Source organism: Microcoleus sp. PH2017_08_TRC_O_A (genome assembly GCF_020738665.1).
Lineage (GTDB): Bacteria > Cyanobacteriota > Cyanobacteriia > Cyanobacteriales > Microcoleaceae > Microcoleus.
On sequence record NZ_JAEQCE010000042.1, the window covers coordinates 66,185 to 91,068 of the forward strand.

The following is a 24,884-nucleotide window of genomic DNA, read 5'->3' on the forward strand; positions in this document are numbered from 1 at the left end:
AAGGACGCTGTATGCCTGTTTTTCTCAACAGTTTGAAAAAAAGCGGTCATTTAGACCGGATTTACATGACACTCTGTAATATTGGCTGTCGTAAATTAACTAGCGAAGATGACTACGGCAGCCAGGGATGGAATATTTTTGCACCTCGGCTGACTATTTACGGTTTTGATGCAGATGCAGATGCTTGCGAAGCGGCCAATGCTGACCTTGAAGCACGACAAGTCAATTGGACTGAAAAACATATTCCTTTAGCCTTAGCCAAGTCTGTAGGTGAATCTACACTTTATGTCACACAACATCCCATGTGCAGTTCGCTTTATCGACCTAATGAACCTTACTTGGAGCGTTTTTCTGGACTACCCGAACTTGTAAAATTAGATTTTTGTATTGAATTTGAAACCACCACTTTGGATGAGTTTTGCCAGCAGGAAGGAATTGATGAAATAGATTTCCTGCAAATTGACGTTCAAGGTGCAGAACTTCAGGTTTTAGAAGGTGCTGCGGAAATTTTAAACCTAAGTGTTCTAGCGGTTCAGGCTGAAGTAGAATTTTCACACTTATACTCAAATCAGCCCCTATTTGCTGATGTTGACACCCATCTTAGAAAACAAGGTTTTACACTATTTGATTTAGAACAAGCATATCGGCTTCGCGCTAGAACACCTATTGGCTCAGCAGTGCGGAACGGTCAATTGCTTTGGGGAGATGCTTTTTATTTTCGGGATTTAATTCAACATGACCTTGACAGCCCCTTAAAAACACCGCATAAAATTCTTAAGTTAGCTTGCCTCGCGGATCTTCTGAATTTTCCCGACTATGCCCTGGAGTTACTAGAGTATTTAACTTTGGAGTACGGCAACAACCCTAACTATAACTTTGCTAACAATATTGTTGAGAGTTTGGCTCAATTTCCAGAGCTTGTCAGCCAAGGACTGGGTTCCCTGCCTGTCGTGGCAAGAATTCAAGATTACATTAGTGATCGCGATGTTGTCTCATTCCAGGCAAGTCAACCGCTAAATCAGCAGTCGATTTCTCCAATAGCTATGTTTCAATCCGATCGCTCTAGCCAACTCTTCGTGCAGCGACACAACCAAAGACGATTGGAGCATCTTGCGAGCTTGGGATTAGATATAGCTGCTAAAACTGTACTGGAAGTTGGAGCAGGAATTGGCGACCATACAAGCTTTTTTCTAGACCGGGCCTGTCAAGTTGTCACGACAGAAGCAAGACCTGGTAATCTAGAAATTTTGATTGCCCGCTATCCCAATCTAGAGGTAAAGCATCTAAACCTAGATCAACCCGATTTAACAATGAATCGGCAGTTCGATATCATTTATTGCTACGGGGTGTTGTATCACCTACAAAAACCGACTCAGGCGATCGAGTTCATGGCTCAGTGCTGCAAAGATATGCTACTGCTGGAGACCTGTGTATCATTTGGGGATGAAGAATCGATCAATCCTTGTGTAGAACCGGCAGAGAGTCCATCACAAGCAATATCAGGTCAGGGATGCCAACCTACCAGGCAGTGGGTATACAACCAACTGAAGCAATACTTTAACTTTGTTTATATGCCAATTACTCAACCCAATCACGAAGAGTTTCCTATAGATTGGATTTCACCTCCACCTACAGAAATTTTGACAAGATCGGTATTTATTGCCTCAAGACAGCCGCTCAACAATCAACTTTTGATTGAAGATATTCCTATGCAGCAGCAACGTCATTAAAATCATCCCCTTTGGAAAGGCAATTCAATAATGCTAGCTTAGAAGATAAATTTCCCACATTTGCTCGTAGGCTTTTTCCATCTCGCGAGTAAAATGCTGAGCATTCCAAAGGGGAGAAGTTTGCCTTGACTGCCGAAGTTTCCACGAAATTTGCTGCCGCAAAGCAGCATCTTTCCCTAAACGAATTCCCCATTCCACATATTCTTCATCAGTCCAAGCAATACCCTCTGTCACCCCTGCATTCATCATCATAGTGTAGCTGTTGCGCGCCGCAAACTGCTGCCCGACTCGCGTCACCAAGGGAATGCACATCCAAAGAGTTTCTAGAGTGGTTGTGGCTCCGTTATAGGGATAAGTATCCAGAACTACATCTGCAATACCTAAGTTAGCTCGGTGAACTTCCTCTGAAGAAACTCCTGGCAAAAATCGCAGGCGATCGCCCTCCAAGCCCTCTTCTTCTGCTAACTGGTTAAAGAATTTTTGAATCGATTTTTGATCTGCCCCGCCTTTGATCAAAAAGTAACTGTTAGGAACTTGCTTCAAAATCTTCACCTGGAGTCGCGCTGTATCTGGATGCCGTTTGTAGCCAGTCTGGCTGCTGAGGTATACGACTGCATTGCTCGGAATATTCAATATATCGCGGCGCAAAGTCGGTACTCCCACTTCAAAACCTTCTACAGCTATGTAAGTGTGGGGCAATCGCCAAATTTTTTCACTGTAATCATCCTGAGCAGATTCCGGCACAACGTAAGGATCGGCAATAAAATAGTCAATTGCAGGCAATCCTACAGCATCCCAACCCAACCAAGTAACTTGTATCGGTGCCGGTTTCATTGCCATCACTTCACAGTTCACATCTAAAGTAATACTGTCAAGATCGATCAAGATATCAATTTCATCTCTGTCAATTTGTTCGGCAATATTTGTGCTGACTATCCCGCAGCGATACGGCTTATCAACATGATTGACATACCAGTTTTGTAAAAAGTGTTCTTCCTCTTTGTAGCCGATAAAGTAGGCATGAATTTGAAATTTATCCCGATCGTGATGCTGAAACAGCCATCGCGCTAGCCAGCCCACAGAATGTCTCCTCAAGCAATGGGATAGGTAGCCAATCTTCAGAGGCTTGCCAGAAATACCGAGGCTCTTGCGAACTAACTGTCGCTGCCGATATCGCTCTATCTCCTCCTTAGCATAGTTTTGAACGTTGCTCTGGCACAGTTGAGCCAATTGGTTGCCTATTTTTCTGTTAGTTTTCGGATCGTCCTGAAAATAGGGGGAAAAAAAGCTGGTAACGAACAAGTCGCAGACTGTAGAAGATGACAGCGAGGTCGGATATTCAGCTATTAGCAATTCTAGGAGCGAGTGGAGGCAATCGAGCGTCGAAAGCGCTTCTGCCCAATATCCGCCAGCACTCATCAACCCCCGTAAAATTAAGTGAGTAGCGTAAACTTTGGCGGGTAAGTCTTGTTGTAATGAATAGAAAAGCTTCGCTGTTTTTATGCCTTCGTCGAATTCACCTAAATTTTGATAAAAACAAGCCATGTGGCGAACTAACTCTGGCTGATTGGGAGCTAAACGCAAACCCAATTCAATATAGTTTATTGCCAATCTAGTTAACTTTAAGATGTACCCAAGTTCAACACAGGTTTCAATAATAATGTTAATATAAGTTTGAGGCTCGCGGACATGAGCTATACAGGTCTCTGCCAACTTCCAAGCGGACGGGTGTGCGGAAACGCAGTTCAAAACCCTTTGCAGCACTCGCATCACTAGAACCGTGTCGGTGGCGAGCATCCCAGGCTCTACCTCGAGCATTTCAATCAAGCCTGTAGAAGTCAGTTGATCTGGTGTAAAAGTCTCAAGCTCGATCGAAAGCTCGATCGCGCGCAACAGGTTGTTAATATCTGCCGGATCTATTTCCCGGATGTGCTGTCGGAGCGCCCAAGCAAGAGAATAGTCTGACAAGCTCTCTCGGCGGTCGGCTTCCGTTTGCAGCACACCTAAAAGTTGAGCAGTCCATTCATCAACTTGTTCCGCTTCCCCGTCGGCCATGCCCACCAGCCAAGTTGTTTGAGCTTCCATCTCTTGCCCCTGCAACAGCAGCATCAACCCCAAGTACCAGTAGTTGGACTTGACTTCCGGCTCCGCTGCAATTGCTTGCTCGTATAAATTTTCAGCCTGAGTGTAATTTCCTTGAATTAAATATTGATTAGCCTGTTGCTGCCAATGAGCGCGACTATCTGATGAAATATTTTGCAAATAAATTGTCATAGTAGCGTATCAGTCCGATCTTTTCTGAATATCTATCTCAGGCAAATTCATCATTCAATAACAATGGGTAGTGTCAGCTACACTACCCATTGTTTGATGATAATGTTCAAATTAGGCTTGCAGGAACAACACCAACTTTGACACACTTCTAAATCGGAAACTATCTACTTGGACACTATTGTCCAACTGGTATTATTACATTTTATGTTTTCAGCAGTAATATCCGCAGCATCTGCTGGACCCGCCGGCAGACCAACGCCTGCTGCTGTACTTTCGCACAGGACTGCGGTGCTAGTTTTATCCGCGCCACCTTGTGCAATTAGTGCTACCGCCCCTATGTAAGATTTGAGTACGTTGCTTTGACCGTGTGCTATATTTCCTACAGCAGTGGTAGTCGTAGCAAGAGTTGGCTCTGCCTGTGTTGCTGCTGGGGCAATACTATATTTGTAGTTCTGAGTCTGAGTTTTAATGCCAAGCCCTAACGCAGGAACGAAACCGACAAATTTGCCGTTTTCAGCAAACCCTGCCTGCTGGGCGCGGTTCATTGAACCAGCGTACTGCTTGGCCTCTGACTGCTTGGCTTTGTTCGCTTGGTTGAGGAAGGAGGGCAAAGCAATAGCAGACAGAATACCGATGATGATGATAACGACCAGCAGTTCAATCAGGGTAAAACCCTTATCTTGTCTTTTTTGATTGAGGTGTTGCAGGAATCTGGCTTTAAATTCAGTTTTCATTGGTTGTTTCTCCTAGAGGGTGGGATGCTTGATTTCTAACTCTTGTATGTAACTTACCCACTTCTGCTCAACTTCATATCACTGTTGGTAAAAATGTTTTTAGCAGTCTCAGTGAAAGGTACAGATAGCTCAATAACGCTCCAAAAGCACGTACATAAAGACTTCTAGGCTCATCAAGAGTTCCTTTATTTCATCGAAAGCCCTCTCCCGACTAACAGGTTCCAGGGTTGCAAGGTCTAGGGGTCTGAGCTTGAGCCAGCGCTCCGCTAACGATATCGCAGGCTGCGCGCCCTCCCACAGAGGCAGCAAGCAAGCTGCCATACCGCTCTCTATCAAAATCGGCACTAAGGTTGGCGAAGTGACATAACGGCTAATCTGGAAGGAACTGTGGTTAGCGATAGATTTAATCAGTTCTTCTTTTAACTGGGGAGTTCGGATCTGAGGATGCAAATGCACCTTTGCCTGCTGCCAGTCAGCCACAGTCCATTCCGAAACAGGTACAAACGAGTGAGCTTGGTTCGGCAGACCGCACCAGAAGTCTATCAAACGATGGACTGGATGTAAAAGTTCAAACAGGTGCAGCCGTTGTTCCACAGTAATGTCTGGCAAGCTCATTGCCAGAAACGCAGGTAAGTCATTTGGCTCCTTGAACAAATCCGTCAAGTCCCACAACCGCCAATAGACCATACTGATAAATTCTAAGTCAGCAGCTTTTAATGCTGAAAAAACTTCCGGTACTGTAGAGCCTTTGTCCCCCAGTAGCAAATAGTTAGCCAGCATCCATTCTTCGTTTTTTTGTGCAGGAGAACTCCAGGTTCTTGCTTTGATAGCCACGTCATCTTTGAGGTTTTGTATAATTTCTTTAGCTAGCTCTATCTCCATTTCTCTAGGATTATCATCCATCAATCCCATGACTTTGAAAACTTTTTGAACGGCAAAGAAAGAACTTCTCTGTAGAGAACTGTGGAGGTTAGTCCGAATAATTCCATCCGGTTTCAAAACCGATTGCATGGCTTGCAATCCGACAACTGCGTCTGGCAAGAGATAAAGCACCTCGTCACAGTTGATATAATCAAACTGCTGATTTAAGCTAGGCAGATCCTCAATTGACAGAGCATGAAACTCAACATTGTCAAAGCCGTGATATTGCAAGCGCTGTCGAGCGAGTTTAACAGACTCTTCGGATAAATCGATGCCAACAATTTTGGATCCCGGATTTGCTTCAGCCAAAACCAATGACTTGCAGCCACTACCACATCCTGCATCTAAAATAATTTTTCCGTCAGTTTGTATAACTTTTTGATTTCTTAAATAGTAAGCTGTTACCAAGTTATGAATGTACAGAGATTGATAGTCAATTTTGGGAGAGTGGTCGAGGGGAATTCGAGGATAAGGGGCATTGTCAAATTGCTGACGAATTTTCTCTATTAACTCTGATTCTTGGGTATCCATTCTGAATCGCTCCTGATGCTTCTAAATTGTGCTGCGCTAATTGCTCTGTTACAATACCGAAACTTATCTTACCCTACGCTCGCAAAAAACGATCGCCCGCGATCGCAGCCGCAACACAATACTTGCAATAATACTCTCAATCCCTAACTATACAACCAACCAGCACATCCATGAACACCAACATCAGCCCCATCCTCAAAGTATTCTCCTTCTCCGCAGCGTTTTCCCTGGCCATCAAGTACGCAGGGCCCAGCCTATCCATAGCCTCAACCGACTTCAACGCCCTCATCGCCGTGTTTACCCCCAGTATCATCCTAGCTGCGATTCTGGGCTGGCGGGCATGGCAACAGCAGCCGAGGTAGGAGTTGAGCAGCCCCACAAAACACCAAAAGCCCCACAATACCCAACAATACAGGACAGACGATCGCATGGATCTAACCACCTTGAATCTCAAACCCTTAAATTTGCTCATTTTCCCCGATTGGAGCCAACCAGAAGAATTGCTATATTTAGAGTTGGCACCAATTATCAAAAGTATTGTCACTCATCGCGATCGCCACAATCTAGCTCTTTTAATAGATAGTACCGAAATTTCAGAAGACTCTGAGTTAGACGCTGATTTAATTTTGTCCGGGATTCTCATGAACCTCTGCATGGAAGAAGATTTAGATCCTAGCGTCGAACCAGAAATTATTTTATTAGAAAACCTCACTCAAAGCCAGTGGCAAACTCTTCTGCCACAGATTCAATATAGAATTAAGTTGACTGCGGAAAATCAAATAGCACTAGCCTTGTCCGGCGCAGAAATTATCCCATTATTGGAACTGGATCGACTTGGCGATATCACCCTGGAATCACCAACATCAAGGGCCCTGAATTTGGCTAACACACTCTACTATCAAGGAAGATATGAAGAAGCTATTAAGCAGTATCAAAGATTTTCACAATTCCAGGTAGGAGATGTATCACTATTTTTGAACTTCAGCGATTGCTGGCGAAAAATTAATAAAATCTCAGCAGCTATCGCAATCCTCGAACAAGGAATTTGCAATCACCCAAAAGCCGGACAACTGCATTTTGAAGTTATCAAAATTTGCCAGCAAAGTGGACGTACAAAATCAGCTATATCAAATGCAGAAGTAGCGGCAAAGATTCTACCGAATGAATACGTTTTCCAGCTTTTAAAACACTTAACATTGCCGATTATTTACGATAATAAAGAAGAAATTCAGCTTTATAGGCTGAGATTTGTCAGAGAATTAGAAAGCTTGATTCAGCAAACATCTGTGAAAACTCCACAAGAAAAAATAAATGCTTTTTTCGGCTTGCAGAGTTTCACTAATTTCTACCTAGCCTATCAAGCCCACAATGTTGTGGAATCGCAATCAAAATATGCCAATTTAGTTCATCAAATCATGGCGGCTAACTATCCCCAGTGGGTGGAACCGCGACAGATGCCAGAACTGGCGGAAAATGGTAAAATTAGAGTCGGTTATGTTTCTAGTTACTTGCATTCTTACAGCGGCACTTTATGGTTGACCGGCTGGTTGCGGTATGCCGATACAAAACAATTTGAGATTTACTGTTACTACACGGGTAATGAACCAGATCTGATTACAGAACAATTTCGCGAATATAGCCATGTATTCCGCCACATTCCTCACAACTTAGAAGCTGTATGCCAACAAATTATTGATGACAAATTGCACATTCTTGTATTCCCGGAAATTGGCATGGATGCACCAACTATCCAAATAGCAGCTTTGCGCCTCGCACCCGTGCAATGTTCGGCGTGGGGACATCCTGTTACCTCTGGTTTACCCACAGTTGACTATTTTATTTCCAGCCAATTGATGGAACCGGAAAATGCACAATCGCATTACTCAGAAACCTTAGTTAAGTTGCCTAATATTGGTGTTTCCTACCCAAAACCACTCGTGGGAGAATTAAACAATAGTCGCTTAGATTTTGACCTTCGAGAAGATGCAATAATTTACTTTTGCTGCCAAGCTCCTTTCAAATACTTACCGCAATATGATTTTATTTTAGCAGAAATTGCCCGCCGCGTTCCGCAAGCTCAGTTTATTTTTCCCCGCGGTGAACTGTTGCGAAAACGGCTCAAGCGGGCTTTTGCTGCTGTTAATCTCGACAGCGAAGATTACTGTCTATTCCGAGCGATTGCAACTCGACAAGAGTATATAGCCATGAACTTTCTTGCCGATGTTTTCTTGGATACTTTCACTTGGTCGGGGGGAAATACGTCTTTGGAGGCGATCGCCTGCAATTTACCTATAGTAACCTGTCCTGGAGAATTTATGCGGGGACTTCATGCTTATAGCTTTCTCAAGATGCTGGGAGTGACAGACACAATTGCCCAAAACGAAGAGGAATACATTGAAATTGCTGTCAAATTGGGTTTAGATTCAGAGTGGCGGCGAGATATTTCACGACGCATGAGTGAGCGACACGATCGTCTGTTTGATGATAAAGTTTGTGTGACAGCTTTAGAGAGTTTTTATCAAGGAGTTGTTCGAGAAAGACTTCCACAAGACTTACCCAATTATCACATTAAATAAAGGTACGTAGTTGCGCTTCAGCGCTCTTTGCTAAAATCTGTAAAGAGCGCTGAAGCGCAACTACGTACCTAGAAATTAACTTCTATAAGAGTGGCTATTATGTCAGTCCTGTTGAAATTTAAAGTAATCTTAATAAATGTTTTTGATAATGTTGGGCGGAGTGAAACGGAGGGTTGTTTTCTGAGCATTGAAAAGAACAGGTGCGTGGCTATGAGATTGTTGCTGTTGATTGAGGATTATCGATGTATCCGCACGCTACGGCTACTAAAATTAAGTTAAGAATAAACAATAAGTGCGATCGCCCTAACCAACAATTCCTGTCCGAAACTCCCTCATCGCTTCCACACTCGAAGCCATCAGCAAGCAGCGACACAGTAAGTTAATATCTAAATCTGGCAAAACAACACTTGCAGAAATTTTTGCATAACCCTCAGAACCCAAGCGATACATAGCCAATACACCATCTTCCCAGAACCAGACTTCAGACACTCCCAATACTCGATAGCGCTCCAATTTTTTCACAGTACCGCTAGTGAATACAACTTCAATACATAAATCTGGAGGAGAATTGGGGGTTATACGTCTGCCAATAAAATAAGATTCATCAGCTTGTAGAGAAACTACCCCTTCCTCTGCTTGGGTAAAGCTTCCCGTAGGTGCAAACTCAATTTCCTTGTCGGCGCAGTAGATAGCCAGCAGCGTACAAATTGTTCTACTAAAAAATTCGTGTTCCGGGGAAACTGCCAAGATTTCTACCTCTCCTTTGTAATAAAACAACTTGATTCCAGGAGAGTCAGAAAACCCCTGTTCAATTAATTTGAACTGTTCCCAGCTAATCCCAGAATGAATGAATCGTTGGTCTAGTGGTCGTAAAAGTGTTTGTGTCATTATGCGAACCTCTATCAAACTATTGGAATAATCTTAAACAATCATCATTTACCTCTCCGGTAAGCTGTAATCTTTCCGGCAATCTCCTCATTCATCGCCTATTTTTTGTTAAAATTTATCAAGTGCGATCGCACTTCCAGCTTGCTAAATTTGTTCGATCGCCCTTTCGTTACCTTCCAACCCCAAGCAAGCCTCACAGCGCCCGACTTGTCATCATAGTCTCAATGCCTAATTATACAACTCAAGGTCAATTCTAGGGACAAGGCTGCCCTCGAAAGAGCGATCGCACTTCTGGGCATTAGTAGAGACAAAATCGAGAAGCGCGATCGAGAAGCGCGATCGAGCTACACTTATCTAAAGGCAACTAAATCCCAGCCCAGCACAACCATTACAACCAAAATAGAGGCCATCACCATGATTCAAGCCCTACCAGAATTTGTAACATTCGATGAATTCATTGACTGGTATCCTGAAAACTCAGAACACCACTATGAATTGCACAATGGAGAGATTGTTGAGATGCCAAAAGCAACAGGCAAACATTCTAAACTGACAGGTTTTCTCGTAGCCGATCTCAATTTTGAAATCAGACGGCTACAATTGCCGTACTTCATCCCCAAAGAATCTGTCATCAAACCTATCAGCGAGCAATCTGGGTATGAACCAGATATTATTGTACTCAGCGAGCAAGCAATTGGAAACGAGCCGCGCTGGGAGAAATCATCAATTATTACAATGGGTTCATCAGTTCCCCTAATCGTAGAAGTAACTAGCACTAACTGGGCGGATGATTATGCCCGCAAACTAGAGGCTTACGAGTCAATGGGCATCCAAGAATATTGGATTGTAGACTATCTAGGATTGGGCGGGAGACGGTTTATCGGCAATCCTAAGCAACCAACTTTTTCCGTTTACCAACTAATTGATGGGGAATACCAAGTTAAACAGTTCCGAGGGGCTGAAGTGATTGAGTCCCCAACTTTCCCAGAATTGAATCTGACAGCGCAGCAGGTGTTAGCTAAAGGGAATTGAAGAGGCTGCGTTGTAGGAGTATATTGTAAAGAGGCGATCGCATTTAAGCTATCTTGTAGAGACGCGATTGCAAAAGCGTCTATCTAAAGCAAGGTCGGCAATTCCCCGTTATAATATCTAAAAATCGCATGAAGCTAGGACAGTGGATGGGCTTATTAGCCCTCATCGCATCTTGTTACATCCTCTGGCAAATCAGGCAAGCCCTACTGCTGCTGTTTGCCGCCATCGTCTTAGCCACGGCCTTAAACAAACTAGCACGCTACTTACAAAAAAAATTCCGACTCAAAAGGTCGATCGCCGTACTGTGCTCAATTACCTTCTTATTCCTCGTATTCATAGGCTTGTTCCTGATAATTGTACCGCCCTTCGCCCTGCAATTCCAACAACTTACCCAAAGAGCTCCTCAAGGAATAGCAAGATTAAATGATTGGGTAGATCAAATCGAAACTCGCTTCTCGGGACAACTAGGCCAGCGCCTGCCAAATCTTGATGTTAACGACATTATGCGGCAACTGCAACCTTTATTCAACCAACTCGTTGGCGGTGCAGGAGCATTTGTCGGCAATACATTAGGCGTTATCCTGAGTTTTTTGTTAGTCTTAGTTTTGACCTTGATGACTTTAGCAGATCCCCTATCTTACCGCAAAGCATTTACACAACTATTTCCCTCTTTTTATCGGCGGCGAATCGAGGGTATTTTAGATGAATGCGAAATAGCTCTCGGTAGATGGGTCATCGGCGCTTTAATTAGCATGAGTGTGATTGCTTTTTTGAGCTTAATTGGTTTGTCAGTTTTGCAAGTTCCCCTACCGTTAGCTCACGCTGTAGTAGCAGGATTTCTGAACTTGATTCCGAATATTGGCCCTACTATTAGCGTCATTCCGCCAATGACGATCGCACTTTTAGACTCTCCCTTAAAATCAGGTTTAGTCCTCATTCTTTACTTTCTAATTCAACAGTTTGAAAGCAACATCCTCACCCCCTACGTCATGGCACAGCAAGTATCGCTGCTGCCAGCAGTAACTTTAATAGCTCAAGTATTCTTCGCCACATTTTTTGGATTTTTAGGCTTATTGCTAGCCCTTCCCCTCACAGTTGTCGCTCAAGTTTGGATTAGGGAAGTGCTAATTAAAGACATTCTCAACCAGTGGGACGCCAATCCTAAAAGGTTGGCGGCAATTGATTCGGCTATTCATGAAGAGTACGAATCTATAGGAGTCACACAAAGCCGATCAGAAAATTTACCCGAACACAAACCAGACATTTCCGATGATCCAGAGAATGACGCAAATGACGTTCCTGGAAATCAGTAATTCAGGTTTGTACTCATCCCAGATCTGGCTTAAATAGCAGTTTATTTGGGAGCATCTCAGTTTTGCAAGAAGCATTTTTTATGGTAGTGCGAGCTTAAGAGCTCGCGTGCTTGTACAAGCACGCGAGCGGGGACAGCACTGTAAAAAAACTGAGATGCTCCCGTTTATTTTTCAGTCCGCGAAGGCGGACTTTGTTTTTATAGAAGCGATTTTAATCGCCGATTTTTTTAAATATCTATCTTCTATCCTAGCACTCTAAACCGCATCTTGTCCAGCGCTGAAAATCTGTTGCACCGTTAAATTCAACTCTGGAAATGTGGGCGAAACAATCCTATCGCTCCCCCGAAACTGACTAACTTGATACTCGCCATCAACCAAATGGTGAACAAAAAAAGTAGGTTGTTTCGGATTGCCAATATAGCGTCTGCCACCAAGTCCCAAATAATCCGCAATCCAGTATTCAGAAATACCCAAAGCTTCGTAATCAACCAACTTGTAGCCATAATCATCCCGCCAATTGGTACTGACAACTTCGACAATTAGCCGGACAGAACTACCCATTGTAATGATAGATTGCTTTTTCCATCTCGGTTCGCTGTTCGTCCCTTGTCTGTCCAAAACGATCGCATCCGGTTCGTAACCAGATAGCTCGTTATCAGCTTTGACAACGCATTCTTTCGGTACGAAGTAGGGCAACCGCAGCCTCTCGATTTCCATCCCTAGCTTCAGGCAGATGAAGCCGGCTACCTCTGAATGTTCTCCGGTTGCTTTAGGCATCTCAACAATCGTTCCATTATGGAGTTCGTAACGGTTTATCGAATTTTCAGGATACCAGTCAATAAATTCATCGAACGTGACTGGTTTTAATATCGCTTGAGTCATGGCGATCGCCCTTTATTTGATTTATGATATTATTCTTATATCCGTTATAACTCAATACGGTTCAGATAAGACAGATCCCCCCTAGCCAAGAGGGCGGGAACGGGGGCACCGCCCCTACAAGGGGGGGGACAAGAAGTTGCTCAAAATCCCCCGACTATCAGGGGGGATTTAGGGGGATATCCGGGGAATTAACAGTGTTAACTGAACCGTATTGCGTTATAACTCACATCTTGCATCATTATCAAGAACAGGCAAGATGCCTGTTCCACAAGAAAATTAACTCTTTGTGGAACAGGCATCTTGCCTGTTCAGAAAAGGCTAATTGAGAATGGTGTAACATCTCAGTTATAATACATTTCTTTTATCTCAAACTATCGCCCGATCGCCAATCTATCAAACTAAAATCCAAATAAAATAGTGTTATGAGATCGATCGACGAAATCAACGATAAAATCAGCCAAGGCAAAGCCACAGTCTGGACAATCGAAGAACTCAAAACCAGAGTCAGAGAAACCAGCATTACCGAAGCCGCCAAACAAGTCGATGTGATTACCACCGGCACCTTCGAGCCCATGGAATCCTCCGGCGCCATCATCAACCTCGGCCATACAGATCCCCCGATCAAAATCCGGCAGTGCTGGCTGGACGGCGTTTTAGCCTACTCCGGCTTCGGCGCCGTAGACCTGTACCTCGGAGCCACCCAAGTAGCCGAAGACGGCGAAGAATCGCGGGAACGGGGCGGCGGACACGTCATCGAAGACTTAATCGCCGGCAAACCCGTGCAGTTGCGGGCTTTAGGGCAAGTAACAGACTGCTATCCCCGCGCCTCCTTTGAAACCACGATTACCCGCGATACCATCAACCAGTTTTATTTATTCAATCCCCGGAACGCCTATCAAAACTTTATTGTAGGAGTCAACGGGGGCGATCGCCCGCTGTTCACCTACCTCGGCCCCCTGCAACCGAACCTCGGCAACGCCGTCTATTCGAGCCTGGGAGCCATGTCACCCCTGCTAAACGACCCCCACCTCCAACTCATCGGCATCGGCACCCGTATCTTCCTAGGAGGTGCTCAGGGCTACATCACCTGGGAAGGAACCCAACACTTCCCGCTGCAAAAACGGCAGCCTAACGGGACTCCGATCGGCCCAGCCGCCACCCTGGCACTCATCGGCGACGCCAAACAGATGAACTCCAAATGGGTGCGCGGCTGCTACTTCAAAAACTACGGCCCATCCTTGATGCTGGGAGTCGGCATCCCTTTTCCTGTTTTAAACGAAACAGTCGTGGCGCACTGTGCAGTATCAGACAAAAAAATAGTAGCGCCGGTGGTAGATTTCTCTATCCCCCGGCGCGTTCGTCCCACATTTGGTTTAGTTAGCTATGCTCAATTAAAAACTGGTCGCATTCTCATCGAGGGTAAACCCGTGCGGGCCGCCCCGCTGGCGAGTATGTTTCTCTCGCGGCAAGTAGCTTTGGAATTGAAGCAGCAAATTGAAGCGGGTTTATTTACCCTCACGGCCCCAGTTGCTCCTCTATCTGTCGATCGAGTATTTCTTCCCCAAGATTTGTGGGGAGCCCAAGTCAGGATTGAATAAACAATTTGAGATTTTAGATTCTAGATTTTAGATTTTTTTGTGGAAGCACAAGGTCTTAGAAACCGGGTTTCTTGTCCCCGGCGTTGCTTGAAAGCTGAGGTTTGTTGTCAAGAAACTCAGTTTCCGATCCTTGCGAGTGCGTCCAGGATTCTAGATTTTAGATTGAAGTCTTCTGGTGAAAAACTGCACCCATGGGAAACTGATGCACTCACCGAAAATCTAAAATCTAAAATCTAAGAATCTAAAATAGTCTTATTCCTCAACAAGCTTAGGCTTCTTCACAGGCTTAGGAAGAGGTTCCTTGGGGACAGGCGGTGCTGCTGCGGACTTGATAGTAGGACGCCCTACAGGAGTACCGTCACCGCTGGGCTTAGGAGTAAAGGCACGCTTGTTTCCCCCTCCTTTGTAGCCACCACCGGGCGGCTTGCTACCGGGGGGGAATTTCCGCTTTTTAATCGGCAGGGCGCCAATATTGTTGGCCTGCTCAATCATCAGACTGTCAGCTTGCAATTTGACGTGGAAATCCCAAAAAAACCCGATCGCCTTTGTTCCTACATCCCCCTTGAGTTTCAACTTAAAAAACTTCATCTTGTCGTCATTCTTGCGAGGAGCTTGCTTGATTTTGACGATGAGATATTTTTCTTCCTCTTGCGATTGTTGATAAATCACCTCGCCTCGAATCGAAAAATAGCCATCTTCAACATCAGGTTCCGAGGGCGGCAAAGATGCAGTCGATGGTTCGCCGCCCTGCTCAATCTCCCCTGCTTCCTGATTTTCCTCATCAGAGGAAGTTTCGGGAGATTTTTTCAGGGTTTCCGGCTCCCAAACACCCATAATTTGGGCGTGCAAGTTGCCGTCTTCTTGCCTGGTGCGGGGATAGACCACCCACAGGTGTTCTTGTTCGAGATCCAGGTGATTTTTGACTAAACTCATAACTCTACCCAGCAAAACTGCGTCGATGGCAGTTCCGTCGGCAGCTATCAACATACCTCGGGTGAATTGCTCTTCAGATTGGGTGTAGCGGCCCCGCACTAAACCAACAGCTCGGTACTGTCTGGGTTCACTGGGAGGGGGAATGGGATGTTGGCGCATGACAGAGGGTATGTCATCATCATCGACCTGAGTTTCGTTAGTGGGAGGCTTGGGGGTTGGGGTAGGTACGACCGTGAGTTCAGTTGTCTTACCAGCAGATTCCGCAGGCGCTGCTGGCTCCGAGATCGCAGGAGCATCGCTGGGCTTTGGCTTTGTTTTGTCCCCATCGGGGGCAGAACTGTAGCGTGGTCGTTGCAGCGTATCCTTTGGCGCTGGGGCGTCTGTTGTCGCTGGGGCGTCCGTTGGCGCTAGGGCGTCATTTGGCGCTGGGGCGTCCGTTGTCGCTGGGGCGTCCGTTGGCGCTGGTGGTTGATTTTCGTCAACAGGTGCAGCCGACGCGGAAGACACGGGACTTTCGTCTGGTGTCTCGGGCACGGAGGCTGTAACTGCGGGCTGATTCACGGCGGGCTCGGTTGGCTGAGCCTTGCGAGCAGAAGTAGATTTGGACGATTTGGAAGACCGGTTGGGAGAGGGGTTCATAAAAACTCCTTGCAGCGGAGACACATCCCTTGAGGGAAATTAGGAATAAACTGAAGAAACTGATTTAAAAACTACTAGCACCCGACTTGAGGCTTGCGCCGGAAAGTTTGGTTTTGACCCGTCAACGCCAACTTTCTACTGCGCTACGAGCGATCCCGGATTTGCTGGCTGCTCTAATCCTTGTTGGCAAAGAGTTTGAGAGTTGCTAACCCAAGAATCGGTCGATCGCCCGAAAGCTGGCGTTGCTGGCTAATAGCGTTTAGGATATTCAGATACTTCAAGTCCGGACAATCTAGGATATATCCCGACATAGCGTGTTGAATACCTGAGCATCCAACCCGGCAATATCTCGCAATGATTTGAGGAAAATCCCCAAGGCGCCATTCCAATCTCTCTGGAGTAGCTTGCCTATTTTACTTAATCCAATTACCTAACGGGCTGATCCGCCATATTTTCGGTAATTTTGAGCTTGACCGCACTCTTATTGGACGAAAGCCACATTCCTTGGGGCTGCGGGTCTTTGTGTCCAAAATAGTTTGGCTAGCGTGGAGTTGCGGGTCTGTTACCATATTAGCTGCAAGCAAAAGACTGGTTTGTGAATTGGGACTTTGAACTTAAGAACTTTTATGGTTGCATAGATCTGGTTAAATCGCAGACGCCCCTAGGCGATGGGTTGATTCTTAGAAAATAGTAGATTTTAAGTTGGGATAGTTGAATTATGGAAAAAGCAAACAAGGGTCGCGGGTTGATTACTGTAGTGGTAGTGCTTGCGCTCATCGCTTTTGTGGGATTTTCTCTGGTTCCAATTTTGGACAGTATTCTCAAGGGCAATCAAGCGCAAAGTCGATCGACTCCAACGCCAACTCAGACAGCCGCATCTAACGATAAGCAATCGCAGTTGCTGCAAGATCAGGTGAGAGGGTATGAATTGGTTTTGCAGCGGGAACCTGACAATGTAACGGCTTTGCGGGGACTTTTGCAGGTACGGCTGGAGTTGATCGGACAAGGAGTGGGGGCGATCAAGGATGTGGTGCCGACGTTGGAAAAGTTGGCTAAACTGAATCCTGAAACTACGGAATACGGGATTTTGCTGGCTCAGGCGAAGGAACGCACGGGCGATCGCGAAGGGGCTGCTGGGGCCTATCGGTCAATTTTAGCGTCTAAGCCTGGGGAAATTAAGGCTTTGCAGGGGTTGGTGAATTTGCTGTTGGTGCAACAACGGCCCGAAGCTGCGATCGGACTGCTGCAAGATACGCTCAAGGCTGCTCCGGCGCAGAATCAGGCGAAACCGGGAAGTATTGATGTAACTTCGGTGCAGTTGATTTTGGGGCAGGTTTATGCTGTGCAGAAGCGCTACCCAGAGGCGATCGCGATTTACGACGAATCGGCTAAGGCGAATCCGAAAGATTTTCGTCCGACGTTAGCTCATGCGATCGTGTTGAAGGAACAGGGCAAAACAGACGAAGCAAAAACGCTGTTTGATAAAGCGACTGAGTTAGCTCCTCCTAACTATAAAGATCAAATCAATCAGTTAGCTAGCGGCACTCCTTCGCCTTCTCCTGCGGCAGAAAAAGCGAGTCCCGATCCTGCTGCTTCTCCCAGTCCAGAACCGTCAAGTTCTCCCAGTCCAGAAGGTGCGCTACCGAAACCTTAAGGACATTTGTAGGGGCGGTACGAAGAGTTTCCGCCCCACGATTTTGAGTGAAAAATTTGATACTTTTAACTCAAAACTTCTTATTTTATTCCGAATTACAGATTAGAGAGTATCCGCAAAAATAACGATTATAAGGTTTGTAGTGAGGACTTCAGTCTTATGAAATTGATGCGGACTGAAGTCCTCACTACAAACCTAGGAAATCATCTTATGATTATAAGGTCTGATCGTTCGGACTTCAGTCTTATGAAATTGATGCGGACTGAAGTCCTCACTACGAACCTAGGACATGATATTATGAATTAAGTCAGACCTCGGAGGGAATTATGACCCAAAGCGTTGACCGCGTTGTTCTACCTCCTGCTTTTCCAGACCACACTCAATTACCAGAGTCGGATGGTACTTTTGTGAAGAATTTCCAGGAGCATCCACAAAGTTTAATTTTAACAGATTCGATCGGCCCGATTTTGCAGCAGCGGCATCCTGACGGACAATATGCGATCGGTCAAGACTGCGGCATTTACTGGCGAGAAACCGAGCCACCGGAAAAAGGTGCAGAAGCTCCTGATTGGTTTTATGTTCCTAATGTACCTCCTAATATTGACGGTCAAATTCGCCGTTCTTACGTGCTGTGGCGGGAACACATAGCACCGTTAATCGCGTTAGAATTTGCGAGCGGGAATGGCGATGAAGAGCGCGATCGCACTCCGTTGTCTCGCACTGATGAAGGGGTAATCACGAAACCTGGCAAGTTTTGGGCCTACGAGCGAGTGATGCGAATTCCCTATTACGGCATCTATGAAATTAACAGCGGGCGATTAGAAGTTTATCGGTTGATTGACGGATATTATCAACTTTTAGAACTGAATCAGCGCGGTCATTTTGCGATCGCACCTTTAGGCGTAGAATTGGGACTTTGGCAAGGCAGTTATCAAAATCAAACCATGCTTTGGCTGCGTTGGTGGGATGAGGAAGGTAATTTGCTGTTGATTGGCGATGAAAGAGCTCAATTGGAGAGATTGCGAGGGGAACAACAACGGGAAAGAGCCGAACAAGAAAGATTGCGAGCCGAACAAGAAAGATTGCGAGCTGACAGTGCAGAGCAGGCACGACAAGCTGAATTTCAGGCAAGAAGGGCTGCAATTCCCCGGTTGTTGGGAATGGGTTTGAGTGCCGAACAGGTGGCGGAGGCGTTAAGTTTATCTGTCGAAGAAGTTAGGGAGGATGGTGGAGAGTGAGATAGTGGAGGGAAATTGGGGAAAAGGGCGATCGATCTTGAATTTGCTAGGAAGCGATCGCAACCAATGACAGTAGCACTAACTTTCTGACTCCGCAGGCCCAGCAACAGACTTGGCTCTCCCTAAACGATAAGCTGTGAGAGGACTATTCCGAATATCTGCTTCTATCTGGGCAATCAGTTCATCAAGTGCAAAATTAAGACTATCAAACTGCCGACAGACTTCGCGCATTTTAGCAACTGTCTGCTTTACTTTTTCGGGTTCTGGTTGCGGTTGTTGAGTCATAGTAGGTTCCAATCACTTTTAGCTTCTCGGACAGTAGCTTCTCCGGCCTCGGCTGTAGCTTCAGCTTGTTCTATCGTTTGAGTCAGTAGTTCTATGGTAGCAGTAGGAGCGATCGGCTGAAATTCCGAAATTCGCAGGAGCAGGTTAGAAAGGCGAGAATAAGAAGAAGTAGCTCGTTCTCTAATGTTTGTCAATTGTTCTAGCACAGAAGCAGTTGCCTCCGTTTCTCCAAATATTTCAAAAACAGATAGTTCAGTCGCTCCCGCTTGATTGATTAGCTGCACCAGTCGGCGCTGTAATTCTAGGATAATTGTAATAGTTCTATCGGGCAAATCAGCCATGAACTTTCTCCTCACTATCATCCAACTCCGCCATAAAATCGGCGGCAGAACAAAATTTAACATTTCCCTCAGCATACTCTTGACGAACTTCTGCCACCTCCTTGAGTAATTCATTGCGTCGCTGTTGTCGCAGACGATTTTGAAGAATATCTAGAAGCATGGCTTGATCTTCTAGTGATAAAACTTCTACAGCTTCAAGAGCTTGCTGGAATTGAGATGTCTGTGTCGTTTTACTCATATATAGCACTTCTAGGGGAGGTGAGGTATAGCTAGAACGTCTAAAAGCCTTACGCTACAAGCCCTAACCATTTAGTAAGTAGGGTGCGTCAGCCATTTGGTAATTAGGTAACAAACAAAATTTATTTAGGGCTGACACACCCTATAAATCAATACTTCCGCTCCTGCGGCTCAAACATCGTAATCGCCACCGGCATATAAGCCAAATCAATCCCCGCAGGCGAATAATAGGCCAGCGTATGCTTCAAGAACTTCTCATCATCCCGCTGCAAAAAATCTTCCCGCGAATGAGCGCCCCGACTTTCCTGACGGTTAAAAGCCGAAGTTAAAATCATTTTCCCCACAATTATCAAACTCCGCAATTCCAAAGCTTCCACAATTTCCGTATTCCAAGATTTACCCTTGTCGTCTAAGTAAACTTCTTGATATTGTTTTTCCAATTCCTCCAATTTATGCAAACCTTCCTGCATCAATTCGGCGCTGCGAAATACTCCGCAATACTCAGTCATCGTATCTTGGAACTTTTGCCTAATTTGGTTAATTCGGTATTGTCCGGGACGGTCTACAAGTGCTTGAATTTGCTCTTGCGCTTCCTGGATGTAACGCTGTTCGTCTACTGCGGGTAACTTGCGATTTTGGACAAATTGTGCTATTGTCGCGCCAGTAACTTTGCCGTAAACTACACATTCTAAGAGCGAATTGCTCCCCAAACGGTTAGCGCCGTGAACAGAGACGCAAGCTGCTTCGCCGGCCGCAAAGAAACCGTCTACCAAACTGTCAGCACTGCTGCGAACTTGTCCGCCAATATTCGTTGGAATTCCCCCCATTGAATAGTGAGCCGTAGGACGCACTGGCATCGGCTGGTCTACGGCATCAATTCCTAGCAAGCGGTGCGCTTCTTCCCAAGCAAAAGGAATTTTGCTCATGATTTTTTCGCGTCCCATGTGCCGCAAATCGAGGTAGATAAAGGGGCCGCCTGCACTACCATCGAGATTAATTCCTCTACCTGCACGAATTTCTAAGGAAATCGATCGCGATGTAATGTCTCTGGGCGCTAATTCCATGCGCGACGGGGCATAATTCGCCATAAATCGATCGCCCTCCGAATTAATCAAATAAGCCCCTTCACCCCGTACAGCTTCTGAAATCAACACTCCCACCGGATACAAACCAGTCGGATGAAACTGCACAAACTCCATATCTTCCAGCGGCAATCCAGCCATCGCCGCCATCGCCAAACCGTCTCCAGTCGAGGCGTAATCGTTCGAGGTGGTGTTGTAAACTCGACCGTAACCCCCCGTAGCAAACATCACCGCCTTAGCGCGCACGACGGCAATTTCGCCGTCTATCAGGTTAAACATAACTACGCCCTTGGCTTGGCCTGCTTCCAAAATCAGGCGCGTGACATACCACTCCTGATAGATGTGAACTCCACAACGGCGCAGATTGTTGACTAATTCGTGGAGGATGGCGTGACCGGTTTTGTCGGCGGCGTAGCAGGTGCGGCGGTGGGAATGTCCGCCGAAAGCGCGCTGGGCAATTCTGCCGTCTGGGAGGCGCGAAAACAGGACTCCCATGTGCTCTAAATCGATGATGACACCGGGTGCTTCGCGGGTGAGGATTTCTACGGCGTCTTGGTCGGCTAAATAGTCTGAACCTTTTACTGTGTCGAAGGCGTGGGCTTTCCAACTGTCATCTGGATCGACATTTTGCAGGCTGGAGGCCATGCCGCCTTGGGCTGCGACGGAGTGCGATCGAATCGGGTGAGTTTTGGCAACAACAGCTACCTTTAAACTTGGGTCAGTCCGGGCAATTTCTACGGCTGCGCGGCAACCTGCTAAACCGCCGCCAACTATTATCACGTCGTGTTCTAGCATTGTTTTTTAATTATTTTGAGTGTTCTGCTCAACTTATGGTGACGCAAAAAAAAACTTCCTACCAAAAGATCGGGAAGTTTTTTAACTTTTGATTTTAATCGAAAATCAAAATCTAAAATTTCAAATTCGACTAGCCGACGCTTTCGACAGACCTTTGATGGGACTGATTTCCCGTTGCAGAAGGTTGATCTTCGGTGGCGGGGTCTACAGAAAGCACTTCTATGTTATTGAGTAGAGTTGTCACGAAAGCAAACAGCAAGAATGGCAGAGACAGCACTAAAATCAAGCCAACTGTAGCCAAGGCGTAGATTTGGCGGGCGCTGCTCCAGAGGGCGAGTGCGGACGCTAGACTCAGGAAGATGACTATCAGCCAAACAATGATTTGACCGTAAATGTCGCCAAAGGTGAGGGTACATTTAAGGCGATAGTTGTGAATGTTATCCATTGATGCCTCGGGAGATTGCTATTACGACTTGTCGAAAAATACTTTGACAGTGCGTCAATGCCCACTGTGAATTTATAATTTTAGCTGCTACAACTTGGTTTTGGCGTTCTTTTAAACATTTTTATAGAAGTTTGCAACAAGACTTTATAAAATTTTACTTCTGACTGGGAAATTTTACCAAACCAGACTTAGGCACTCCGACAAAGAAACTGGGTTTTTTACTGTTTTGGCGCCTGTAACGAGTCTTTTCGCAAAAACCTGGTTTCTGACCCCCCGTGCGTGCAGGACTACGACAGAAAGGCACAAGGGGAAAGTATACTTTTTGACCGATCGCGATTTTTGTAAAGTAATGTTAAGCTGCATGGGTATGGAATCAACCTTTTCCAGAAAGAATTGGTTGAAAGCCGGAACCCGGAGCGGGAGAAATGAAAATCAGACTATTCATTACTCCAATCCTCGGACTTAAGGGTAGAGGTCGCTCTCCTTCGGTCAACTGTCAACTGTCAACTGTCAACTGTTGAAAGCGTTTTACCTGTGTTTTAGCCCATGTCTTCCGATCGCACATTAATGATTTCGCGCTGTTTCCTGGCTGGTGTGGGAACGCAGATGTTTGTACACCACCAGCAGCGGATTCCGCAAGAAAGTCCGGTACTGGTGGTGAGCAATCACCGCAGTTTCTTAGATCCTTTGGTGCTGACAGCAGCGTTGGGTCGATCGATCCGGTTTGCTTGTCATCACTACATGGGTCAAGTTCCGGTGATTCGGGAAGTTGTCACGAGTTTTGGGGCTTTCCCCTTGGAAGCACCGGAGCACCGACAGCAACATTTTTTCGCTCAAGCGACGGCGCTGCTACAAGACAGGGAGATGGTGGGGGTGTTTCCTGAGGGTGCAGAACCGATGGTGAACTTTACTCAACCCAATACCATCGGGAAGTTTCAGCGGGGATTTGCTCATTTGGCTTTGCGGGCGCCGGTGCGGGATTTGGCGGTATTGCCGGTGGCGATTGCTTCGATGGAGGAAAAGTCGGTGCGATCGGGTTTACCGCTGAAGTTGCTGAGTTTGTTCGATCCTTCCGAACCGTTGTTCGATCGCGCTGGGTGGCATCCTGTGATAGTTTATCAACGAGTTAATATTTTAATCGGCCGCCCTTACTGGATTACAGTCGATCGACAGCAGCAGTATCGAGGCAAAAAGGCCAAAGCAGTGGTGGCTGAACTTACAGAACACTGTCAGGGGGAAATTGCACAATTACTCGAGCGAGGGTGTGTTTAAGTCAGTTGACAGTTGACAGTTGACAGTTGACAGTTGATAGTTGACAGTTGACAGTTGATAGTTGACAGTTGATAGTTGACAGTTGACAGTTGACAGTTGATAGTTGACAGTTGACAGTTGACAGTTGACAGTTGTAAAAATGAGCAATAAATTACCAATTACCAATTGCCAATTGCCAATTGCGACCCTTCGGCTTCGCGAGCAAGATTACCAATCACCAATTACCAATTACCAATTACCAATTACCAATTACTAATTACCAATTACCAATTACCAATTACCAATTACCAATTACCAACTACCAATTACCAATTACCAACTACCAATTACCAGATTAAGTTTAATCATGCCAACTGCTAACAATAAGGTTCGTTTTCTCAGCCCGAAACCGCCCAAACCCGATCGCCCTTTATTTGTATTTCTGCCCGGTATGGACGGGGGAGGTTTGCTGCTGCGATCGCAAATTCCTAAATTAGCTCCGCATTTCGACATTCGCTGCTTAGCTATACCGGCCGACGACATGGCTAGCTGGGAGGTACTGGTTAAGGAAACAATTGCCTTAATTGAAGCAGAAAAGAAAGCCAATCAGCGGCCAGTTTATCTGTGCGGCGAGTCATTTGGGGGCTGTTTAGCGATAAAAGTTGTTTTAGAAGCTCCCCAATTGTGCGATCGACTAATTTTAGTTAATCCAGCTTCTTCATTCCGACAACAGCCTTGGGTGCAGTGGGGTTCTCACCTGACTCAGTGGCTGCCGGCGAATCTTTATCCGCTGTCGGTAATCGGTCTGTTGCCGATATTAGCATCCTTAGGAAAGATTGGGCGGGACGATCGGCGAGCTTTGCTGGAAGCGATGCAAGCGGTACCGCAAAATACGTCTGTGTGGAGATTGGCGTTAGTGCGATCGTTTAATGTGGATGAAAATCAGTTGCGTGCGATCGAACAGCCGACGTTAGTAATTGCTAGCGGAGCCGATCGGCTGCTGCCTTCTATGGCAGAAGCGAAGCTTTTAGTCAAGGTAATTCCGAATCCTGAAATGGTGATGCTGGCTAATAGCGGTCATGCTTGTTTGTTGGAAACTGATGTTGACCTTTACGCAATTATGCAAGCTCGCAATTTTTTGGCAGAATCAGAAGAATATTTATCATTAGTCAGGAGTCATTAGTGAGCAGTCAGGGAGCATCTCATTTTTGTATTTTTTTTTAGTGCGAGCGTCCCCGCTCGCGAGCTATATTAAGACTCGCGAGCTATATTAAGACTCGCGAGCTATATTATTAAGACTCGCGAGCTATATTAAGACTCGCGAGCTATATTAAGACTCGCGAGCTATATTAAGACTCGCGAGCTATATTAAGACTCGCGAGCTATCTTAAGACTCGCGAGCTATATTAAGACTCGCGAGCTATCTTAAGACTCGCGAGCTATCTTAAGACTCGCGAGCTATCTTAAGACTCGCGAGCTATCTTAAGACTCGCGAGCTATCTTAA

General features: G+C 45.8%; 21 protein-coding genes. 10 read left to right on the forward strand and 11 right to left on the reverse strand.

Features of this window, described 5'->3' with window-relative positions; all coding sequences use genetic code 11:
- Positions 1 to 11: 11 nt before the first annotated feature.
- Positions 12 to 1,730 (forward strand): FkbM family methyltransferase, encoded by a 1,719-nt coding sequence (locus tag JGK22_RS16595; protein ID WP_293205922.1) that lies wholly within the window; start codon positions 12 to 14, stop codon positions 1,728 to 1,730.
- A 33-nt stretch (positions 1,731 to 1,763) separates the two neighbouring features.
- Here JGK22_RS16595 and JGK22_RS16600 read toward each other — a convergent pair whose 3' ends face one another.
- From JGK22_RS16600 to JGK22_RS16610, 3 genes are all read right to left on the reverse strand, one after another.
- Positions 1,764 to 4,004 carry an O-linked N-acetylglucosamine transferase, SPINDLY family protein gene (locus tag JGK22_RS16600; RefSeq protein ID WP_293205925.1) on the reverse strand — a complete coding sequence of 747 codons (2,241 nt, stop codon included), beginning with the start codon at positions 4,002 to 4,004 and terminating at the stop codon, positions 1,764 to 1,766.
- A 164-nt stretch (positions 4,005 to 4,168) separates the two neighbouring features.
- Positions 4,169 to 4,738: a type IV pilin-like G/H family protein gene (locus JGK22_RS16605; protein ID WP_293205927.1), complete on the reverse strand. Its 570-nt coding sequence runs from the start codon at positions 4,736 to 4,738 to the stop codon at positions 4,169 to 4,171.
- Between the two features lie 129 nt (positions 4,739 to 4,867).
- On the reverse strand, positions 4,868 to 6,190 hold the full coding sequence (locus JGK22_RS16610) for a class I SAM-dependent methyltransferase (protein ID WP_293205930.1): 1,323 nt from the start codon (positions 6,188 to 6,190) through the stop codon (positions 4,868 to 4,870).
- A gap of 365 nt (positions 6,191 to 6,555) precedes the next feature.
- Between JGK22_RS16610 and JGK22_RS16615 the strand changes: the two genes are divergently transcribed.
- A complete protein-coding gene (locus JGK22_RS16615) occupies positions 6,556 to 8,766 on the forward strand; it encodes an O-linked N-acetylglucosamine transferase, SPINDLY family protein (RefSeq protein ID WP_293313218.1) in 2,211 nt (736 codons plus the stop codon).
- A gap of 303 nt (positions 8,767 to 9,069) precedes the next feature.
- Here JGK22_RS16615 and JGK22_RS16620 read toward each other — a convergent pair whose 3' ends face one another.
- On the reverse strand, positions 9,070 to 9,654 hold the full coding sequence (locus tag JGK22_RS16620) for a Uma2 family endonuclease (protein WP_293313220.1): 585 nt from the start codon (positions 9,652 to 9,654) through the stop codon (positions 9,070 to 9,072).
- Between the two features lie 414 nt (positions 9,655 to 10,068).
- On the opposite strand from JGK22_RS16620, the gene JGK22_RS16625 reads away from it, so the two are divergent.
- Positions 10,069 to 10,686, forward strand: a complete 618-nt coding sequence (locus JGK22_RS16625; RefSeq protein ID WP_293313222.1) for a Uma2 family endonuclease — start codon at positions 10,069 to 10,071, stop codon at positions 10,684 to 10,686.
- Between the two features lie 128 nt (positions 10,687 to 10,814).
- Positions 10,815 to 11,999, forward strand: coding sequence for an AI-2E family transporter (locus JGK22_RS16630; protein WP_293313224.1), 1,185 nt, complete (start codon positions 10,815 to 10,817; stop codon positions 11,997 to 11,999).
- A gap of 255 nt (positions 12,000 to 12,254) precedes the next feature.
- Here JGK22_RS16630 and JGK22_RS16635 read toward each other — a convergent pair whose 3' ends face one another.
- The gene (locus tag JGK22_RS16635; protein WP_293313226.1) at positions 12,255 to 12,881 is read right to left on the reverse strand and encodes a Uma2 family endonuclease; all 627 of its coding nucleotides are present in this window, start codon (positions 12,879 to 12,881) and stop codon (positions 12,255 to 12,257) included.
- A 422-nt stretch (positions 12,882 to 13,303) separates the two neighbouring features.
- Between JGK22_RS16635 and JGK22_RS16640 the strand changes: the two genes are divergently transcribed.
- The gene (locus JGK22_RS16640) at positions 13,304 to 14,479 is read left to right on the forward strand and encodes a homocysteine biosynthesis protein (RefSeq protein WP_293186547.1); all 1,176 of its coding nucleotides are present in this window, start codon (positions 13,304 to 13,306) and stop codon (positions 14,477 to 14,479) included.
- Positions 14,480 to 14,731: 252 nt separating this feature from the next.
- On the opposite strand, the gene JGK22_RS16645 is transcribed toward JGK22_RS16640, so the two are convergent.
- Positions 14,732 to 15,973 carry a hypothetical protein gene (locus JGK22_RS16645; protein WP_293186549.1) on the reverse strand — a complete coding sequence of 414 codons (1,242 nt, stop codon included), beginning with the start codon at positions 15,971 to 15,973 and terminating at the stop codon, positions 14,732 to 14,734.
- A gap of 796 nt (positions 15,974 to 16,769) precedes the next feature.
- Here JGK22_RS16645 and JGK22_RS16650 point away from each other — a divergent pair.
- Together JGK22_RS16650 and JGK22_RS16655 are read left to right on the forward strand one after the other, a co-directional pair.
- On the forward strand, positions 16,770 to 17,705 hold the full coding sequence (locus tag JGK22_RS16650; protein WP_293313228.1) for a tetratricopeptide repeat protein: 936 nt from the start codon (positions 16,770 to 16,772) through the stop codon (positions 17,703 to 17,705).
- Between the two features lie 326 nt (positions 17,706 to 18,031).
- The gene (locus JGK22_RS16655) at positions 18,032 to 18,943 is read left to right on the forward strand and encodes a Uma2 family endonuclease (RefSeq protein WP_293186552.1); all 912 of its coding nucleotides are present in this window, start codon (positions 18,032 to 18,034) and stop codon (positions 18,941 to 18,943) included.
- A gap of 78 nt (positions 18,944 to 19,021) precedes the next feature.
- Here JGK22_RS16655 and JGK22_RS16660 read toward each other — a convergent pair whose 3' ends face one another.
- The 5 genes from JGK22_RS16660 to JGK22_RS16680 form a co-directional block, all read right to left on the reverse strand.
- Positions 19,022 to 19,228: a hypothetical protein gene (locus JGK22_RS16660; protein ID WP_293127010.1), complete on the reverse strand. Its 207-nt coding sequence runs from the start codon at positions 19,226 to 19,228 to the stop codon at positions 19,022 to 19,024.
- Positions 19,225 to 19,569 carry a hypothetical protein gene (locus JGK22_RS16665; protein ID WP_293186554.1) on the reverse strand — a complete coding sequence of 115 codons (345 nt, stop codon included), beginning with the start codon at positions 19,567 to 19,569 and terminating at the stop codon, positions 19,225 to 19,227. Before JGK22_RS16665 ends, JGK22_RS16660 begins: the two co-directional genes overlap by 4 nt.
- Positions 19,562 to 19,807 carry a hypothetical protein gene (locus JGK22_RS16670; RefSeq protein WP_293186555.1) on the reverse strand — a complete coding sequence of 82 codons (246 nt, stop codon included), beginning with the start codon at positions 19,805 to 19,807 and terminating at the stop codon, positions 19,562 to 19,564. Before JGK22_RS16670 ends, JGK22_RS16665 begins: the two co-directional genes overlap by 8 nt.
- 148 nt (positions 19,808 to 19,955) lie before the next feature.
- A complete protein-coding gene (locus JGK22_RS16675) occupies positions 19,956 to 21,683 on the reverse strand; it encodes a succinate dehydrogenase/fumarate reductase flavoprotein subunit (RefSeq protein WP_293313230.1) in 1,728 nt (575 codons plus the stop codon).
- 130 nt (positions 21,684 to 21,813) lie between these two features.
- On the reverse strand, positions 21,814 to 22,128 hold the full coding sequence (locus JGK22_RS16680; protein ID WP_293186559.1) for a hypothetical protein: 315 nt from the start codon (positions 22,126 to 22,128) through the stop codon (positions 21,814 to 21,816).
- A gap of 546 nt (positions 22,129 to 22,674) precedes the next feature.
- Between JGK22_RS16680 and JGK22_RS16685 the strand changes: the two genes are divergently transcribed.
- The 3 genes from JGK22_RS16685 (at position 22,675) to JGK22_RS16695 (ending at position 24,562) form a co-directional block, all read left to right on the forward strand.
- A complete protein-coding gene (locus JGK22_RS16685) occupies positions 22,675 to 23,400 on the forward strand; it encodes a lysophospholipid acyltransferase family protein (RefSeq protein ID WP_293193377.1) in 726 nt (241 codons plus the stop codon).
- 165 nt (positions 23,401 to 23,565) lie between these two features.
- Positions 23,566 to 23,760 carry a hypothetical protein gene (locus tag JGK22_RS16690; RefSeq protein ID WP_293193378.1) on the forward strand — a complete coding sequence of 65 codons (195 nt, stop codon included), beginning with the start codon at positions 23,566 to 23,568 and terminating at the stop codon, positions 23,758 to 23,760.
- Positions 23,747 to 24,562 (forward strand): alpha/beta fold hydrolase, encoded by an 816-nt coding sequence (locus JGK22_RS16695; RefSeq protein WP_293186563.1) that lies wholly within the window; start codon positions 23,747 to 23,749, stop codon positions 24,560 to 24,562. The genes JGK22_RS16690 and JGK22_RS16695 overlap by 14 nt, the downstream gene beginning before the upstream one ends.
- Positions 24,563 to 24,884: the final 322 nt, after the last annotated feature.

Bases quoted from the DNA above. Each gene is read 5' to 3' on its own strand.
- JGK22_RS16595 (WP_293205922.1), top strand. From the start codon at position 12: ATGCCTGTTTTTCTCAACAGTTTGAAAAAAAGCGGTCATTTAGACCGG.
- JGK22_RS16600 (WP_293205925.1), bottom strand. From the start codon at position 4,004: ATGACAATTTATTTGCAAAATATTTCATCAGATAGTCGCGCTCATTGG.
- JGK22_RS16605 (WP_293205927.1), bottom strand. From the start codon at position 4,738: ATGAAAACTGAATTTAAAGCCAGATTCCTGCAACACCTCAATCAAAAA.
- JGK22_RS16610 (WP_293205930.1), bottom strand. From the start codon at position 6,190: ATGGATACCCAAGAATCAGAGTTAATAGAGAAAATTCGTCAGCAATTT.
- JGK22_RS16620 (WP_293313220.1), bottom strand. From the start codon at position 9,654: ATGACACAAACACTTTTACGACCACTAGACCAACGATTCATTCATTCT.
- JGK22_RS16625 (WP_293313222.1), top strand. From the start codon at position 10,069: ATGATTCAAGCCCTACCAGAATTTGTAACATTCGATGAATTCATTGAC.
- JGK22_RS16630 (WP_293313224.1), top strand. From the start codon at position 10,815: ATGAAGCTAGGACAGTGGATGGGCTTATTAGCCCTCATCGCATCTTGT.
- JGK22_RS16635 (WP_293313226.1), bottom strand. From the start codon at position 12,881: ATGACTCAAGCGATATTAAAACCAGTCACGTTCGATGAATTTATTGAC.
- JGK22_RS16640 (WP_293186547.1), top strand. From the start codon at position 13,304: ATGAGATCGATCGACGAAATCAACGATAAAATCAGCCAAGGCAAAGCC.
- JGK22_RS16650 (WP_293313228.1), top strand. From the start codon at position 16,770: ATGGAAAAAGCAAACAAGGGTCGCGGGTTGATTACTGTAGTGGTAGTG.
- JGK22_RS16655 (WP_293186552.1), top strand. From the start codon at position 18,032: ATGACCCAAAGCGTTGACCGCGTTGTTCTACCTCCTGCTTTTCCAGAC.
- JGK22_RS16660 (WP_293127010.1), bottom strand. From the start codon at position 19,228: ATGACTCAACAACCGCAACCAGAACCCGAAAAAGTAAAGCAGACAGTT.
- JGK22_RS16665 (WP_293186554.1), bottom strand. From the start codon at position 19,569: ATGGCTGATTTGCCCGATAGAACTATTACAATTATCCTAGAATTACAG.
- JGK22_RS16670 (WP_293186555.1), bottom strand. From the start codon at position 19,807: ATGAGTAAAACGACACAGACATCTCAATTCCAGCAAGCTCTTGAAGCT.
- JGK22_RS16675 (WP_293313230.1), bottom strand. From the start codon at position 21,683: ATGCTAGAACACGACGTGATAATAGTTGGCGGCGGTTTAGCAGGTTGC.
- JGK22_RS16680 (WP_293186559.1), bottom strand. From the start codon at position 22,128: ATGGATAACATTCACAACTATCGCCTTAAATGTACCCTCACCTTTGGC.
- JGK22_RS16685 (WP_293193377.1), top strand. From the start codon at position 22,675: ATGTCTTCCGATCGCACATTAATGATTTCGCGCTGTTTCCTGGCTGGT.
- JGK22_RS16695 (WP_293186563.1), top strand. From the start codon at position 23,747: ATGCCAACTGCTAACAATAAGGTTCGTTTTCTCAGCCCGAAACCGCCC.